This window comes from Pseudaestuariivita sp. (assembly GCF_052825805.1).
Genome location: NZ_JBRBVB010000003.1, coordinates 629,310 through 644,081, shown reverse-complemented (window position 1 = coordinate 644,081; position 14,772 = coordinate 629,310). Strand labels below are relative to the sequence as shown.

15 protein-coding genes are annotated in these 14,772 nt (G+C 65.1%); 5 read left to right on the top strand and 10 right to left on the bottom strand.

What is annotated here, in order from left to right; genetic code table 11:
• Positions 1-4 precede the first annotated feature (4 nt).
• Positions 5-577: an ATP-dependent protease subunit HslV gene (gene hslV, locus ACU0B3_RS07380; RefSeq protein WP_446260176.1), complete on the top strand. Its 573-nt coding sequence runs from the start codon at positions 5-7 to the stop codon at positions 575-577.
• 29 nt (positions 578-606) lie between these two features.
• A complete protein-coding gene (locus tag ACU0B3_RS07375) occupies positions 607-1,689 on the top strand; it encodes a hypothetical protein (protein ID WP_446260223.1) in 1,083 nt (360 codons plus the stop codon).
• Between the two features lie 216 nt (positions 1,690-1,905).
• Here the strand turns inward: ACU0B3_RS07375 and ACU0B3_RS07370 are convergent, their stop codons facing one another.
• Positions 1,906-2,280 carry a DM13 domain-containing protein gene (locus tag ACU0B3_RS07370; protein WP_446260175.1) on the bottom strand — a complete coding sequence of 125 codons (375 nt, stop codon included), beginning with the start codon at positions 2,278-2,280 and terminating at the stop codon, positions 1,906-1,908.
• A 162-nt stretch (positions 2,281-2,442) separates the two neighbouring features.
• Between ACU0B3_RS07370 and hslU the strand changes: the two genes are divergently transcribed.
• Positions 2,443-3,744, top strand: coding sequence for an ATP-dependent protease ATPase subunit HslU (gene hslU / locus ACU0B3_RS07365; protein WP_446260174.1), 1,302 nt, complete (start codon positions 2,443-2,445; stop codon positions 3,742-3,744).
• Between the two features lie 160 nt (positions 3,745-3,904).
• Here the strand turns inward: hslU and ACU0B3_RS07360 are convergent, their stop codons facing one another.
• The 5 genes from ACU0B3_RS07360 to pip form a co-directional block, all read right to left on the bottom strand.
• Positions 3,905-5,446 carry an ABC transporter substrate-binding protein gene (locus tag ACU0B3_RS07360; protein WP_446260173.1) on the bottom strand — a complete coding sequence of 514 codons (1,542 nt, stop codon included), beginning with the start codon at positions 5,444-5,446 and terminating at the stop codon, positions 3,905-3,907.
• Between the two features lie 64 nt (positions 5,447-5,510).
• Positions 5,511-7,166 carry an ABC transporter ATP-binding protein gene (locus ACU0B3_RS07355; RefSeq protein WP_446260172.1) on the bottom strand — a complete coding sequence of 552 codons (1,656 nt, stop codon included), beginning with the start codon at positions 7,164-7,166 and terminating at the stop codon, positions 5,511-5,513.
• Positions 7,167-7,350: 184 nt separating this feature from the next.
• Positions 7,351-8,550: an ABC transporter permease gene (locus tag ACU0B3_RS07350; protein WP_446260171.1), complete on the bottom strand. Its 1,200-nt coding sequence runs from the start codon at positions 8,548-8,550 to the stop codon at positions 7,351-7,353.
• Entirely contained in the window at positions 8,550-9,548 is a 999-nt protein-coding gene (locus ACU0B3_RS07345; protein ID WP_446260170.1) for an ABC transporter permease, read from the bottom strand. Before ACU0B3_RS07345 ends, ACU0B3_RS07350 begins: the two co-directional genes overlap by 1 nt.
• A gap of 125 nt (positions 9,549-9,673) precedes the next feature.
• Positions 9,674-10,654, bottom strand: coding sequence for a prolyl aminopeptidase (gene pip, locus ACU0B3_RS07340; protein ID WP_446260169.1), 981 nt, complete (start codon positions 10,652-10,654; stop codon positions 9,674-9,676).
• A gap of 49 nt (positions 10,655-10,703) precedes the next feature.
• On the opposite strand from pip, the gene ubiG reads away from it, so the two are divergent.
• Positions 10,704-11,450: a bifunctional 2-polyprenyl-6-hydroxyphenol methylase/3-demethylubiquinol 3-O-methyltransferase UbiG gene (gene ubiG, locus ACU0B3_RS07335; protein ID WP_446260168.1), complete on the top strand. Its 747-nt coding sequence runs from the start codon at positions 10,704-10,706 to the stop codon at positions 11,448-11,450.
• A 184-nt stretch (positions 11,451-11,634) separates the two neighbouring features.
• On the opposite strand, the gene ACU0B3_RS07330 is transcribed toward ubiG, so the two are convergent.
• The 4 genes from ACU0B3_RS07330 to ACU0B3_RS07315 are packed head-to-tail and all read right to left on the bottom strand — an operon-like array spanning position 11,635 to position 13,933.
• Complete coding sequence (locus ACU0B3_RS07330) at positions 11,635-12,078, bottom strand: MarR family winged helix-turn-helix transcriptional regulator (protein WP_446260167.1); 444 nt, start codon at positions 12,076-12,078, stop codon at positions 11,635-11,637.
• Positions 12,071-12,907 (bottom strand): carbon-nitrogen hydrolase family protein, encoded by an 837-nt coding sequence (locus tag ACU0B3_RS07325; protein ID WP_446260166.1) that lies wholly within the window; start codon positions 12,905-12,907, stop codon positions 12,071-12,073. Before ACU0B3_RS07325 ends, ACU0B3_RS07330 begins: the two co-directional genes overlap by 8 nt.
• A complete protein-coding gene (grxC, locus tag ACU0B3_RS07320; RefSeq protein WP_446260165.1) occupies positions 12,904-13,173 on the bottom strand; it encodes a glutaredoxin 3 in 270 nt (89 codons plus the stop codon). The genes ACU0B3_RS07325 and grxC overlap by 4 nt, the downstream gene beginning before the upstream one ends.
• A 34-nt stretch (positions 13,174-13,207) precedes the next feature.
• Positions 13,208-13,933, bottom strand: a complete 726-nt coding sequence (locus tag ACU0B3_RS07315) for a ComF family protein (RefSeq protein WP_446260164.1) — start codon at positions 13,931-13,933, stop codon at positions 13,208-13,210.
• A 17-nt stretch (positions 13,934-13,950) separates the two neighbouring features.
• On the opposite strand from ACU0B3_RS07315, the gene ACU0B3_RS07310 reads away from it, so the two are divergent.
• A complete protein-coding gene (locus tag ACU0B3_RS07310) occupies positions 13,951-14,760 on the top strand; it encodes a class I SAM-dependent methyltransferase (RefSeq protein ID WP_446260163.1) in 810 nt (269 codons plus the stop codon).
• Positions 14,761-14,772: the final 12 nt, after the last annotated feature.

The window sequence follows — 14,772 nt, the reverse complement described above, 5'->3', positions numbered from 1 at the left end:
GCGCATGCAACAGGACAGCTTCCCCGGATGGCACGGCACCACGATCATCGGGGTCAAGAAAGGCGGAAGCGTGGTCGTCGCAGGCGACGGACAAGTCTCCCTCGGCCAGACGGTCATCAAAGGCACCGCCCGCAAGGTGCGCCGCCTCAGCCCCGGCGGGCATGACGTCGTGGCAGGCTTTGCCGGCTCCACCGCCGACGCGTTCACCTTGCTCGAACGGCTCGAGACCAAGCTGGAATCGCACCCCGGCCAACTCGCCCGCGCCTCCGTCGAACTGGCCAAGGAGTGGCGCACCGACAAGTACCTGCAAAAGCTCGAAGCGATGCTGATCGTCACCGACGGCGACACACTGCTGGTCATCACCGGCGCAGGTGACGTGCTGGAACCCGAGCACGACGTGACCGCCATTGGGTCGGGCGGGAACTACGCCCTCGCCGCCGCACGCGGACTGATGGAGACGGACTTCTCCGCCGAAGAGGTCGCGCGCAAGGCCATGGCCATCGCCGCCGACATCTGCGTCTACACCAACGGCAACCTCACCGTCGAAGAGATCGCCCGGGAAAAGGCCGCCTCGTGAGCGCCCCCCTCGCCGCCCGGGACATCCCCATCATGAGCCGCGACGACCTGCGCGCCGCCGTGGCCGCCGGCGTCGTGGACGAAGCGCAAGCCGCCAGCCTCGTCGCCCTCGCCGACAGCCGCCGGGGCGCACGCGAAAACCTCGCGCCGGGGGACGAACCCTTCGAGCTCTTCAAAGGGTTCAACGAGATCTTCATCGTCGTCGGCCTCGTGATCCTCGGGACCGGCTATCTGACCTTTGCCGGCATCTCGACTGGGCTTGGCCAGGACAACATATTTCAGCGCGCGATTGGCTACGCCCTCGTCGGCGCGGTGATCCTCTGGGCGCTGTCCGAGTACTTTGTCCGGCGCCGCCGCATGGTGGCCCCCGCGATCACCCTGTCCATCTTTTGGGCGGGCAACGCGTTGATCGGACTCTCGGCCTACCTCGCGGAGCCGTTCATGGTGGCACAGGAGGACCTGACGAGCCTGCCGCTGCCGCTCGCCGCCACCACCGTGGCCATCTTTGTCTACTGGCTGCGGTTTCGCGTGCCCTTTGCCATGGCGCTGATCGCGCTGGGCGCCTTTGCCGTGGCGCTCATGTGGGCGGCGGCGCGAAACGGAACGCCGGGCAATCCGGCGGACATCTTCCTGCTTTCGGCTGACGGCGGGTTCGCCTGGATCACGCTTGGCCTCGGGGTGGCGTTCTTTGTCGCCGCCATGGCGTTCGACATGTCCGACCCGCACCGCGTGACGCGCCGCGCCGCCAACGGGTTCTGGCTGCACATCATCGCCGCACCCGCCCTGGTCAACACCATCGCGCTGACGCTGCTCGCGGGCGGAGGCATGAATTTCGCGCTCGCACTGGTGCTCGGCGTCTTTGCCGTAATCGCTATCGTGATCGACCGCCGCTCGTTCCTGATCGCCGCCGTAGGGTACTGCGTGACGCTTGCCTTTACCGTCTTCGGCGGGGAAGGCGGCGGGCTTGCCATCCTCCTCCTCGGCATCGTCCTCCTGCTGCTCGGCGCGTTCTGGGAGCGTATCCGGGCGCGCCTCCTGCGCACGCTCGCCCCAATCCTGCCGCTCAGCAAACTGCCGCCCTCCAGCGCCCAGCCGCCCCCGTCCCGGGCTTGACCCGGGACCTCGCCTTTGACCCAAAAGCGCACCTAAAATCTGATGCTTTCGAAATGGTTGTGCACGCGCCGGCCCGCGGGGTGGCGCAATCGCGCCGCCCACTTTGCCGAAGGCAAACCTTCGGTTTGACGGGGGCGGGTCGGCGCGGCCTGACGGTGCCTTTCAGGCGGGAACTTTGAATTGAGCCAGTACGTACCAGGTTCAAGGTCGCCTGCTCTAACTCAACTTCGCCACGCCCAGCGGCACATTGAACCGCTCACACCAGATCCACACCTCATTGTAATCGTCCGCATTGATCCCCGCGGGCACCTTGTAGGACGACGCGCCGCGGTTCTTCTTCAACAGACCCATCAAGGTCGACGCGTCATACCCATCCCGGCCAAGCGCAACCTTGGGGTCCGGCGCCCCGTCAAAGACGAAATCGTCGAGTAGATGCACGGTGTACGTGCTTCCCTCCTTGACCAATTCGGCACGCCCACGCGTGACGTGGTTCGACGCCCCGGTAAACGTCCCGATCCGACCGTGTCCCCCGGCAAAGGCAGGCGCCGCCATCACGGCAGCCACGGATCCCAGAAATGCGCGTCGGTTCATGTAACCCTCCATCACTAAGCGCGGTCTGCGCACAACCTGCGACATCCGGGCGCACCTTCATAGAGCCCAGCACAGCGATGTGATCGCGCGTGTGATCGCCGCGCTCGGCTTGCCTTTCGGCCCGACGCCCCCCATCTGTCGATCACGCAAAGGAAAGACCCCATGACCGACCTCACGCCCCGCGAAATCGTCTCCGAACTGGACCGCTTCATCATCGGGCAAAAGGACGCCAAACGCGCCGTCGCCGTGGCCCTCCGCAACCGCTGGCGCCGCAAACAGCTGCCCGACGATCTGCGCGACGAGGTCTACCCCAAGAATATCCTGATGATCGGGCCCACCGGCGTCGGCAAGACCGAGATCTCGCGCCGCCTCGCCAAACTCGCGCGCGCGCCCTTCCTCAAGGTCGAGGCGACCAAGTTCACCGAGGTCGGCTATGTCGGGCGGGACGTCGAACAGATCATCCGCGACCTGGTGGATGCCGCCATCGTGCAAACCCGCGACCACATGCGCGAGGACGTCAAGGCGCGCGCCCACGCCGCCGCCGAAGAGCGCGTGATCGAGGCCATTGCCGGCGAAGGCGCCCGCGAGAGCACCCGCGAGATGTTTCGCAAAAAGCTCAAGGCAGGCGATCTCGACGACACCGTGATCGAGCTCGAAATCGCCGACACCTCCAACCCCATGGGTCAGTTCGAAATCCCCGGCCAGCCCGGCGCCGGCATGATGAACCTCGGGGAGATGTTCGGCAAAGCCTTCGGTGGACGCACCATGCGCAAGTCGATGACAGTTGCCGAAAGTTATGAAACGTTGATCGCGGACGAGGCCGACAAGCTCCTCGACGACGAAACTGTCAAAACCGCCGCGCTAACCTCTGTCGAGCAAAACGGCATCGTCTTTCTCGACGAAATCGACAAGGTTTGCGCCCGCTCCGATGCGCGCGGCGGCGACGTCAGCCGCGAAGGCGTGCAACGCGACCTCCTTCCCCTGATCGAAGGCACCACCGTCAACACCAAGCATGGCCCTGTGAAAACCGACCACATCCTCTTCATCGCGTCGGGCGCGTTTCACATCGCCAAACCTTCGGACCTTTTGCCCGAGCTGCAAGGCCGCCTGCCCATCCGCGTTACCCTGCGCGACCTGACCGAAGACGACTTCGTCCGCATCCTGACCGAGACCGACAACGCGCTCACCAAACAATACGAAGCGCTCATGGCGACCGAAACGCTCACCGTGACCTTCACGACCGATGGCATCGCCGCCCTTGCGCGCATCGCCGCCGAGGTGAACAGCTCGGTTGAAAACATCGGCGCCCGCCGCCTCTACACGGTGCTCGAACGCGTCTTCGAAGAACTCAGCTTCACCGCCCCCGACCGCTCCGGCGAAGAGGTCACCGTCGACGCCGCCTTCGTCGAACAGCATTTGGGCGAACTCACCAAAAGTACCGACCTCAGCCGCTACGTGCTCTAGGTATCCCCACCCAAGGTCCTTCTTCTGGCTGAAAATATCCCGGGGGGTTTGGGGGGCTGGCCCCCCAACCACCGCGATGCGCGCAGCGCGGCGCAAAACCTCTCAAAAGCAAAACGCCCCGCAGTCTCCCACGGGGCGCTTCAAAGTCAAACGGTGAGGCTTACGCCATCCACCACCGCTCCATCAGGCGCGAGCTGTCCATCTGGAAGATGTTGCCGATCGTGCCGGAGTTGGCGAGCTTGGTGGAGTGTGCGTCCACGTAGTTCGCGTACATCGGGACAACCGTGCCGCCCTCTTGCGAGCAGAGCATCTGCATTTCACCGTACATCTCGCGGCGCTTGTTCGAGTCGAGCTCGGCGCGCGCGGTCAGCAGCAGCTCCTGGAAGCGTGCGTTTTCCCAGCCGGTGTCGTTCCACGGCACACCCGATTCGTAGGCGGTCGAGAACATCCAGTCTTCTGTCGCGCGGCCCGACCAGTAGCAGGCGCACCACGGCTTTTTCAGCCAGACGTTCGACCAGTAGCCATCGTCGGGCTCCTGCACGACGTTGATCTCGATGCCTGCCGAAGCGGCAGACGCCTGGTAGAGCTGCGCCGCGTCGACAGCGCCGGCAAACGCGGCGTTTGCGGCGGACAGATCGACCTTGATCCCGTCGAGGCCGGCTTCTTTCAGCAGAGACATCGCCTTGTCCGGGTCATAGCTGTTCTGCTCGAGATCGGCCGCGTAGTACTGGTTGGCCGGACCGATCGGGTGGTCGTTGGCAACTGCGCCGTGACCCAGCAGGATCTTGTCGACCATCTCCTGACGGTTGATCGCGTGCTTGAGCGCCTGACGGACCTTGAGGTTCGAGAACGGATCGAGCCCGGTCAGCATCGGGAAGGTGTAGTGCTGGTTGCCTGTCACTTCCATGATGTTGACGTTCGGGTTCGCGCGCAGCAGCGCCTCGGTCTTGAAGTCCACGCGGTTCACGGCGTCGACCTGGCCGGTCATCAGCGCGTTCATCCGCGCCGAGGCGTCGTTGATCGCGATGACTTCGATCTGGTCGAACCAGCCGGCGTTGCCGTCCTTGTAGTGGCTGTCGACGCGGCTCAGCAGCGTGCGCACGCCCGGGTCGAACGACTCGACCTTGTAAAGGCCGGTGCCAATGCCGTTGGCGATCGCCTCATCCACCTGGCCCGCCGGGTACATCAGGATGTGGTAGTCCGAGAGCAGGAACGGGAAGTCGGCGTTGCCGTCCTTCAGCGTGAACTGCAGCTCGTGATCGCTGATCTTCTTCATCTCGGTGATGGCCGAGACGATCGGCTTGGCCGCGGATTTCGCGCCCTCTGCGGTGTGCAGGTTCAGCGACTCGATCACGTCGTCCGCGCCGAACGGCTTGCCGTTGTGGAAGGTCACGCCCTGGCGCAGCTTGAACGTCCAGGTCTTGGCGTCTGCCGAGGCTTCCCAGCTCTCGGCGAGCTCGCCCACCAGCTCACCGTTGGCGGCGACTTCGGTGAGGCAGTCAAAGACGGCGCCATGCGCGGTCATGATCATGTAGCTGTCCGAGTGCGTGCGCCCGTCCCAGCTGTCGGACGTGTTCGCGCCCGCGAGACCCAGTTTGAGCATTCCGCCGCGCTGTTGCGCGCGCAGCGGCATACCGGTTGCGGCCAGAACACCGGCGGCTGCGCCGGTTTTCAGAAGGCCACGACGGCTGATATTGTGCATGTCATCTCTCCCTGTTTGTGACGTGCAGTGTGATGGAGGCGTCCCGGCCTCCGGGCTTGATTCGCTAGCTCATCTTATCAACAGCCGCGTCGCCGATGTTATCAACTCCGCGTTGGGCCAAAAGATTGGTGAGCCAGTCCGGGTCCATTTCTGGCACCGAGGCCAGAAGCAGGTCTGTGTAGGGGTGGTGCGGCGGCGTGAACATGTCGTCCTTCGGACCTTGTTCTACCACCCGTCCGTCCTTCATCACCACAACTTCGTCCGAGATCGCCCGGACGGTGGCAAGATCGTGCGTAATGAACATGTAGCTGAGGCCCAGCTCGTCCTGCAGCCGCGCGAGCAGCTTGAGGATGCCCTCGGCGACCAGCTGGTCGAGCGCGGAGGTCACCTCGTCGCAGATGATGAACCGCGGCTCCGCCGCCAGCGCGCGCGCAATCCCGATCCGCTGTTTCTGACCGCCTGACAGCTCGGACGGCAGACGGTTGATATATTGTGACGGCTCCAGCTCGATCTGTTCGAGCAGGTATTCCACCCGCTTGCGCTTTTCCGCGCCGCGCATCCCGAGGTAAAACTCGACCGGGCGCCCGATCAGCTCTCCGATGGTCTTGCGCGGGTTCAGCGCGGTGTCAGCCATCTGGTAGATCATCTGTGCCTGGCGCAGCTGGTCCTTGCTGCGCTTGCGGTAATCGAGCGGCAGGGCCTGACCCATGAACTCGATATGCCCTTCCTTTGGCGGCAGCAGCCCCGTGATACAGCGCGCGGTTGTCGACTTGCCCGAACCGGACTCGCCCACCACAGCTACCGTGCGCGCCTCGTGGATGTCGAAGGACACGTCAAAGAGGACCGGTGTCGTCCCATAGGCGGCCGTCACGTTCTTGACCGCGATGACGGGCGTGGCACCGGTCTGCACCGCGGGCTTTTGCGGACGCTCGAACGACCGGACCGCCCAGAGCGACTTGGTGTACTCTTCCTTGGGGGAGGAGAGCATGGTGCGGGTGTCCGCCTCCTCGACCTCGTCGCCCTTCAGCAGGACTTTGATCGTGTCCGCCATCTGCGCCACCACCGCGAGGTCGTGGGTGATGTAGATCGCAGCCGTGTCGTACTGCTCGACGATGTCGCGGATGGAGGCGAGCACCTCGATCTGCGTGGTCACGTCGAGCGCCGTCGTCGGCTCGTCAAAGATGATGAGGTCCGGCCGGCAGGACATCGCCATCGCCGTCATCGCCCGTTGCAGCTGACCGCCCGACACCTGGTGCGGGTAGCGGAAGCCGATGTTGTCCGGGTCTGGCAGGCGCAGCTTGGCGTAAAGCTCCATCCCGTCTTTTTCCGAGGCTGCCTTGCCCTTCACGCCGTGCTGCACAGGCGCCTCGGTGTGCTGGTCGATCAGCTTGTGCGCGGGGTTGAAGGACGCCGCCGCCGACTGCGCGACATAGGCGATGCGCTTGCCGAGGAGCGAGCGCTTGACCGCAGCCGAGGCGTTCACGAGGTCGATGCCGTCGAACTCCACGCTTCCGCCTGCGATGCGCACGCCGTCGCGGCAGAACCCCATGGAGGCGAGGCCGACCGTGGACTTGCCCGCGCCGGACTCGCCGATGAGGCCGAGCACTTCACCCTTGTGCAGGGTCAGGTCGACCCCGTTGACGATGGAGTTCCAGGTCTCGTCCGTGCGGCCTTCGAGCTTGAGCCCGCGGACTTTGAGGAGAACTTCGCGGTCGGTCATAAGAGCGCTCCGTTGATTTGTTGCGCTTCCCGGCGCGCACGCGCCATGCCCGACCTCCCCCCCGGGAGGGCATACTGGCGAGAACCGCAGGCCCGTCGCACGGATGATGCTTTGAGGTGCAGCGTTGCAAAGAGTACCACCGCCCTCCCGAGGTCGGGCATGGCGCGCGCTGTGCTGCTCACCCTCATTCCTTGAGCCCCGACGAGCGGTGCAGCATCCAGTCCACCACAAAGTTCACCGCCACCGTCAGGAGCGCAATCGCACCGGCGGCGAGCAGCGGCGCCGACGCCACCTGCGGCGCAAAGGCGGCAAAGTTGATGAACTGCGCCAAATCCCGCACCATCGTCCCCCAGTCCGCCAGCGGCGGCTGGATCCCCACACCGAGGAAGCTCAGAGAGGCAATCGTCAGGAACACGAAACAGAACCGCAGTCCGAACTCGGCCAGCAGCGGCGCGGTGGCATTCGGCAGGATCTCCTTGAAGATCAGGTACCCCAGCCCCTCACCGCGCAGCTTGGCCGCCTCGATGTAGTCCATCACCACGATATTCAGCCCCACCGCGCGCGCCAGACGGTAGACCCGCGTGGAGTCGATCACCGCAATGATCAGCACCATGTAGAACGTCAGCAGCCCCTTCTCGGACCCCGCCCATGCGGAAGCGATCGTCATCAAGAGCAGCGCAAAGATCAGCGACGGGATCGCCATCAGGACGTCCACGCCGCGCGACAGAACCTGGTCGAGCCAGCCCTGCAGCGTCGCCGCCAGAAAGCCCAGCGTGCCGCCGATAAAGAACGCCAGACAGGTGGTCGCGAAGGCAATCCCCACCGTGTTCTGCGCGCCGTAGATCAGACGGCTGAGAATGTCGCGCCCGATCTGATCGGTCCCCAGCGGATACGCCGGATCGCCGCCCATCGCAGGATTGCCGCCCGGCACGACGTTGGCGTTGGCCAGGATCTCTTCCTGCCCGTAGGGCGCGATCACCCCGGCAAAGATCGAGACGATCGCATAGATCAGGATCACCAGCACGCCGAAGGCCGCCGTCAGCGGCATCGACCGGAAAAGCTTGCGCGTGCTGGCCGTGCCGACCATCCGGCCGAGCGCGCGAAACAACCAGGCCGAGGCGGCAAAGATCAGGAACCCGTGCACCGCCACGACGAAAAAGAAGTATTTGTTCGCTGCCTGATCCTCCGCGATGAACCGCGCATAGATGTAGGTCCAGATGATCCACACGAGGATCGCAACGCCCAGCGCAAAACCAAACGCAACACCCAGCGACATGTCGCGAAAATAGGGGCGGTTGCGCGTCGCCTTTTGCCCGATCAGGCGAAAGAGCCACCCCAGGCCAAGGCACGCCACCAGCGCGGCAACGAGGGTCAGCACGGTCATCATTTGGGATGCCTCAGGCGCGGGTTCGACAGGATCGACAGGACGTCCGCCAAAAGGTTGAGCAGGATGTACGCCCCGGCGAAGATCAGGCAGCACGCCTGCACCACCGGGATGTCGCGGATTTTCACGCTGTCGACAAAGTACTGACCGATCCCCGGGTAGACAAAGACGACCTCAACCACGACGACGCCTGTGATCAGATACGCAAGGTTCAGCGCGATCACGTTGATGATCGGCGCCAGCGCGTTCGGCAGCGCGTGCGTGACAATCACCCGCATCGGGCTGATCCCCTTGAGCCGCGCCATCTCGATATAGGGCGAGGCCAAGAGGTTGATGATCGCCGCCCGCGTCATGCGCATCATATGCGCCGTCACCACCAGCGTCAGCGTCAGCGCCGGCAGCATCGTCCGCTCGAGCCGCTCGCCCAGCGCCATCCCCTCAAAGATGTTCGACAACGACGGAAAGATCGGATTCAGCACCGCCAGAAACAGGATCAGCACGTAGGCCAGAAAGAACTCCGGGCTCGAGATGCTCGTAAGCGTCCCCACGTTCGCCGCCCGGTCGAACACCGTGTTGCGGTAGAGCGCCGCGAGGATGCCGAGCGTCAGCGACAGCGGCACCGCGATCATCGCCGTCACACCGGCCAGGAACATCGTGTTCTCGAACCGCGGCGCCAGTTGCGCCGCCACCGAGCCAAGCCCGCTGCCCGTCGCGCTGCCGGCAAAGGAGGCCATGTTGGCCTGCGCGAAGGGCGTGCCGAGATCCCCCTGCAGCACGCCAAAGAGCCAGCTAAAATACCGCGTGACAGGATCCTTGTCCAAGCCGAGATCTGTGCGGATCGCCGCCACAGCCTCCGGCGTTGCGCCCTGCCCGAGGATCAGCTCGGCAAAGTCGCCCGGCAACAGGTTTACCGCCGTGAAGATGACGATCGAGACGATGAACAACGTCAAGATGCCAAGCCCGATCCTCTGAAGGATGATCTTCAGAACCGAATTCATGTGATGAAAGCCCCCGCTGCCGTCACCACTAACGGTTCACAAAAGGGCGCCGCCTGTAAAGCGTTTTGCCCGGATTGGACTTATGCCGATCAGGCTTTTGGACTGATGCGCGGTCTCAAAAAAGATCAAACCGCCTGTTTGTGCGGCAAGGCGTCCATGATCTCGACCAATGCCCGCGAGATATTCGGCTCCGACAGGGCATGGCCGGACAGCGGCGCCATGCGCAAGGTCGCTTTCGGCCAGGCCTCGGAAAGTGCGTAGGCGCTGATCGGCGGGCAGATCATGTCATAGCGCCCCTGCACGATGTAGCCGGGAATATGCGCGATGCGCGGCATCTGATCGAGGATATGCCCATCGCGCGGCAGAAAGCCCTTGTTGGTGAAATAGTGGTTCTCGAGCCGCGCAAATGCACGCGCGTAATGGCCCGGCGGGCGCCCGCCCTGGCCGTCTGACTGCACCGACGCGAGCGCGTTCTCCCAGGCCGACCAGGACTGCGCAAACTTCGTCTCCTCGGGCAGATTCCCGGAAAAGAGCCGCTTGTGATAGGCGCCGATCAGATCACCCTGCTCTTCTGCAGGGATCATCCCGGCAAAGCGCGCCCAGGTCTCCGGAAAAAAGCGCCCCGCCCCGCCACCATAGAACCAGTCGAGCTCGGACTGGGTCATCAGGAACACGCCGCGTAGCACCAGCGCCGTGGCGCGCTCGGGATGGGTCTGCGCGTAGATCAGCGACAGCGTCGCGCCCCAGCTTCCGCCGAACACGACCCATTTCTCGATCCCGAGCCGGGACCGGATCAGCTCGATGTCGTTCACCAGATCCCACGTCGTGTTGTGCGCGACGCTCGCATGCGGCTGCGACCGCCCGCACCCGCGCTGGTCGAACAGGATCACGCGGTACACGTCAGGGTCGAAATACCGCCGCATCGACGGAGAGCATCCGCCCCCCGGTCCACCATGCAGCACCACGACCGGGATCCCGTCCCGCGCGCCACATTGCTCGACATAAATGCGGTGGCCGTCCCCAACCTCGAGCATGGCCTGATCGAACGGGTCGATTGGCGGGTATAACGCGGACCCTGCGGTCTTTTGGCTCGGGTATTTGTCCATTAACGCTCTATATTGGTCAGAAATCGCAAAAGACCATAGGACATTTGCCATGACCGTCGCCGAGACGACCGTGAACCCCGCCGAAATCGCCAAGTTCGAGGCGATGGCCGATGAATGGTGGGACCCGAACGGCAAGTTCAAGCCGCTGCACATGCTCAACCCCTGCCGCCTCGACTATATCACCAGCCAGGTCGCCGCCGAGTTCGGACGCGACCTCTCGGGCCCTGCGCCCTTTGCCGGGCTGCGCATCCTCGACATCGGCTGCGGCGGCGGGCTCTTGTGTGAACCGATGGCGCGCCTCGGCGCAGAGGTGGTCGGGGCGGACGCCGCCGAGCGCAACATCCCCGTCGCCCGCCTGCACGCCGAGCGCTCCGGCCTCGACATCGACTACCGCCACACCACGGCCGAGGACATGGCCGCCGCGGGAGAGCAATTCGACGTCGTGCTCAACATGGAGGTGGTCGAGCACGTGGCGAGCCCGCAGAGCTTTCTCGACGCCTGCGCGCAGCTCTTGAAACCCGGCGGGCTGCATCTCTGCTCGACGATCAACCGCAACCCCAAGTCCTACGTGATGGCCATCGTCGGCGCCGAATACGTGATGCGCTGGCTGCCGAAAGGGACGCACGAATGGTCCAAGTTCATCACGCCGGACGAGCTCTTCGACCTGATGCGCAACGCCGGGATGGAGCCGATCGACCGCAAGGGCTACGTGTTCAACCCGCTGGGGTGGAGCTGGTCACTCTCGGACCGCGACCTCAGCGTGAACTACGTGACCGCCGCACGCAAACCGGCCTGAGAACGGCACTGCCCACCTTACAAGGCCAAGGATCGCACGCTCCGCTTAAGACCCGCGACCCACGTGGTGTCTGCAATAGTAAGGTGGGCACTGCCGAACTGCCCGCCAAACCCCCGGAACCATACTGCGCAACGATCCAACACTTACTGCCGATGCTCCATGCAGGGTAAGGTGGGCAGTGCCGTCAGCCCTCTTCTTCCATCCGCGCGCGCAGGGCGCGCAGGATTGGGATGGCATGGCGGACCGCGTCCGCGCCCATGTCCTCCACCAGCCCCCGCAGCGTCGGCGAAATCGCCTGATAGGCTAGGTCCCGCGCGTTCCGGCCTGCCGGGCTGATCGAAATCCACTTGCGCCGCGCGTCATCCCAGTCCGGGCGCACGTGCACGTAGCCCGCCCATTCCAGCTTGGCGATCGTGTTCGTCATCGCCCCGCGCGTGACGTGAAACAGCTGCGCCAGTTGCGCCGGCGTCTTCTCGGATTTGGTGCGCGCCAGATGGTTCAGCACCGAAAAGTGCGAGATTTCCATCCCCTTCGGCAGCACACGCGACAGCTGGTGGCGCGCCAGCTGGTCCACCGTCAGGATCTCGCTGAAGAGCGAGACCGCCAGCGCGTCCACCGGATCATCCATCGGAAAGCCTCACCGGAGCATCTTGCAGCACCGACGGAATGCGCGCGCGCGCCTTTGCCACCTCGGCACGGTCGATGTCGACATAAACCACACCCGGCGCATCGCCCGCATCGGCCAGCACTTCGCCCCACGGGCTGACCGCCATCGCACGCCCGTAGGTCTTCCGCGCCTTCCCGCGCGAGGCGGCATGCGTGCCGGTCTGCGCCGGCGCAATCACGTAACACCCCGTCTCGATCGCGCGGGCGCGCAAGAGCGGCTCCCAATGCGCGGCGCCCGTGACGGGCGAAAAGGCAGACGGCACCGTCAACACCTCCGCTCCGGCCTGCGCGAGCATTCGGTAGAGATACGGAAACCGCAGGTCATAACAGATCGACAAACCCAGCGTGGCAAAGGGCGTTGCGGCCAGAACCGCCTGCGTCCCAGGGCGGTATCCGGCGCTTTCGCGGTAGGTTTCCGCCTCCGACACCGTCACGTCGAACATGTGCGCCTTGTCGTACCGTGCAGTTATCTCGCCCTTGGGGTCGATCAGAAACGACCGATTTGCAAACCGCCCGTCCGCATCCCCCGTCTTGAGCGCGAGCGAGCCGATCAGCAGCCACACCCCGTGCCGGGCTGCTGCATCCCGCAGGCCGGCCAGAGGCTTGTCCTCCGCCTCCAGACGCAGCACCTCCGTCTGGTGCGAGCGGCTGGCGGAGACGCAGTTGGTGACTTCCGGCGTCGCCACGAACCCCGCCCCGTCTTGCACTGCCGTCTCAAGCATTGTTTGAACCGCGCGCAGGTTCTCGGCGGGGTCGTCCCCGCTCGTCATCTGCAGAAGGGCCGTCCTCACGCGGCCAGGAGCGCGTCGAGCTTGCCTGCCCGTTCGAGCGCGTGCAGATCGTCGCAGCCGCCCACGTGCACCTCCCCGACAAAGATCTGCGGCACCGTCCGACCTCCGCTTGCGCGGGAGACCATCTCGGCCCGGCGGTCCGGCTCCTTGGACAGGTCGATCTCGGTAAACGCGGCGCCTTTTTGCGTCAAAAGCCGCTTGGCCATGTGGCAAAACCCGCAAAGCGGCGAGGTATAGATGTCGATCTGAGCCGTGTTCTGAGCCATGTCGCGAGGTCCTTCTCCAAGGGTCCTCCTACATCTAAGACGACCAGAGCGCCCGCGCCAGTACGGCAATCGACACATCTTGTGGCGCGGCGGTGCGGCAAGCGTGCGTTGCCTCCCAAAGCGTCGCGCCCGAGGCGAGAACATCGTCGACCAGCACGATCCGGCGCCCCTCCAGCAGCGCCTTGCGCCGAGGATGAACGCCAATCGCGCCGGCGAGCTCGGCAAACCGCGCCTCGCGCGAGCGCCGCCCAAGGCTGCGCGTCGGACGCAGGCGCACCAGCGCATCGGGACAGGTCTCGCACCCCACCTCTCGCGCCAATGCCCTGGCCAGCAGCGCCGCCTGGTTGTAGCGCCGTTTGGCGAGCCGCCAGCGGTGCAGCGGCACCGGTACCAGCAGGCTGTCTTCGTCCACCAAACCCTGCAGTCGGTCTGCCATCCACGCCGCCGCCGGGCGCGCCAAGTCGGTCCGGTCCCCGTGTTTGAGCGACAGCACCATCCGCCGCCCGCCCTTTTCATAGGTCACGGCGGCGCGCCCGCGCGTCCACGGCGGGGGATGCCGCAGGCAGGTGTCACAGGTCTCCACCCCGCCCGAATGGCCCGGCAGGGGGATACCGCACAGATCGCAGGACAGCGTGTCGATGAAGTGCGTGTCCCGCCAGCAGGCACCACACAGGCCGAAATCAGAGACGACCTCCGCCCCGCACGCGAGGCACGACGGCGGATAAAGCACCCGCAGCGCGGTTTGTAACTGGGCGTACATCGGCTTATCTGCCCCCCATGACCGAGACATTGCTCATCGACCGAACCGCCCTCGCACAGCGCCGCGCGCGGCGGGTCCACCCCAAGGGGCTGTTCCTGCACGAGGCCGCCCGGGACGAGGCCGAGGATCGCCTGTCATTCATTAAAAAATCGTTCAGCGCGCCGGGAATTGTGACGCCTGCACGCGAGGTGTGGGACGGTTTTGCCGGCGCCACGCAGATCGTGCCGGACACCGACACGCTCGACCTCGCGCCCGAGGCGCATGATCTGGTGATCCACGCGATGGGACTGCATTGGGCGAACGACCCGGTGGGTCAACTGATCCAGTGCCGCCGCGCGCTGGTGCCGGACGGGCTGCTGCTGGTCATCTGCCTCGGAGGCCAGACGCTTGGCACGCTGCGCGCGGCACTTGCCACCGCCGAGACAGAGGTGACCGGCGGGCTCTCGCCCCGCGTTCTGCCGATGGGGGATGTGCGCGACCTCGGCGCGCTCCTGCAACGGGCGGGGCTGGCACTTCCCGTCGCGGACTCGGCTCCGATGGAGGTCCGCTACCAGTCGCCCCGCCACCTGATGCGCGACCTGCGCGCGATGGGCGAGGGGAACGCCCTGAACGGCAGGCTGCGACACTTTACCCGGCGGGCGGTGTTCGACCGCGCGGATGCGCTCTACCCGCGCGAGGGCGATGGCACGATCACCGCGACCTATGACCTCATCACGCTGACCGGCTGGGCGCCCAGCGCGGACCAGCCGCAACCCTTGCGCCCGGGCTCCGCAACCACGCGTCTAGCCGAGGCGCTAGGGACCTCCGAGACCCCGCTCAAGCGTTGACGCTTGCGTCTC

Coding starts and splice junctions, on each gene's coding strand:
- ACU0B3_RS07355 (WP_446260172.1), bottom strand. CDS start 7,166: ATGACCGACCGCGAAGTTCTCCTCAAAGTCCGCGGGCTCAAGCTCGAA.
- ACU0B3_RS07330 (WP_446260167.1), bottom strand. CDS start 12,078: ATGGATGATCCGGTGGACGCGCTGGCGGTCTCGCTCTTCAGCGAGATC.
- ACU0B3_RS07360 (WP_446260173.1), bottom strand. CDS start 5,446: ATGCACAATATCAGCCGTCGTGGCCTTCTGAAAACCGGCGCAGCCGCC.
- ACU0B3_RS07315 (WP_446260164.1), bottom strand. CDS start 13,933: ATGTACGCCCAGTTACAAACCGCGCTGCGGGTGCTTTATCCGCCGTCG.
- grxC (WP_446260165.1), bottom strand. CDS start 13,173: ATGGCTCAGAACACGGCTCAGATCGACATCTATACCTCGCCGCTTTGC.
- pip (WP_446260169.1), bottom strand. CDS start 10,654: ATGGACAAATACCCGAGCCAAAAGACCGCAGGGTCCGCGTTATACCCG.
- ACU0B3_RS07370 (WP_446260175.1), bottom strand. CDS start 2,280: ATGAACCGACGCGCATTTCTGGGATCCGTGGCTGCCGTGATGGCGGCG.
- ACU0B3_RS07310 (WP_446260163.1), top strand. CDS start 13,951: ATGACCGAGACATTGCTCATCGACCGAACCGCCCTCGCACAGCGCCGC.
- ACU0B3_RS07345 (WP_446260170.1), bottom strand. CDS start 9,548: ATGAATTCGGTTCTGAAGATCATCCTTCAGAGGATCGGGCTTGGCATC.
- hslV (WP_446260176.1), top strand. CDS start 5: ATGCAACAGGACAGCTTCCCCGGATGGCACGGCACCACGATCATCGGG.
- ACU0B3_RS07350 (WP_446260171.1), bottom strand. CDS start 8,550: ATGACCGTGCTGACCCTCGTTGCCGCGCTGGTGGCGTGCCTTGGCCTG.
- ubiG (WP_446260168.1), top strand. CDS start 10,704: ATGACCGTCGCCGAGACGACCGTGAACCCCGCCGAAATCGCCAAGTTC.
- hslU (WP_446260174.1), top strand. CDS start 2,443: ATGACCGACCTCACGCCCCGCGAAATCGTCTCCGAACTGGACCGCTTC.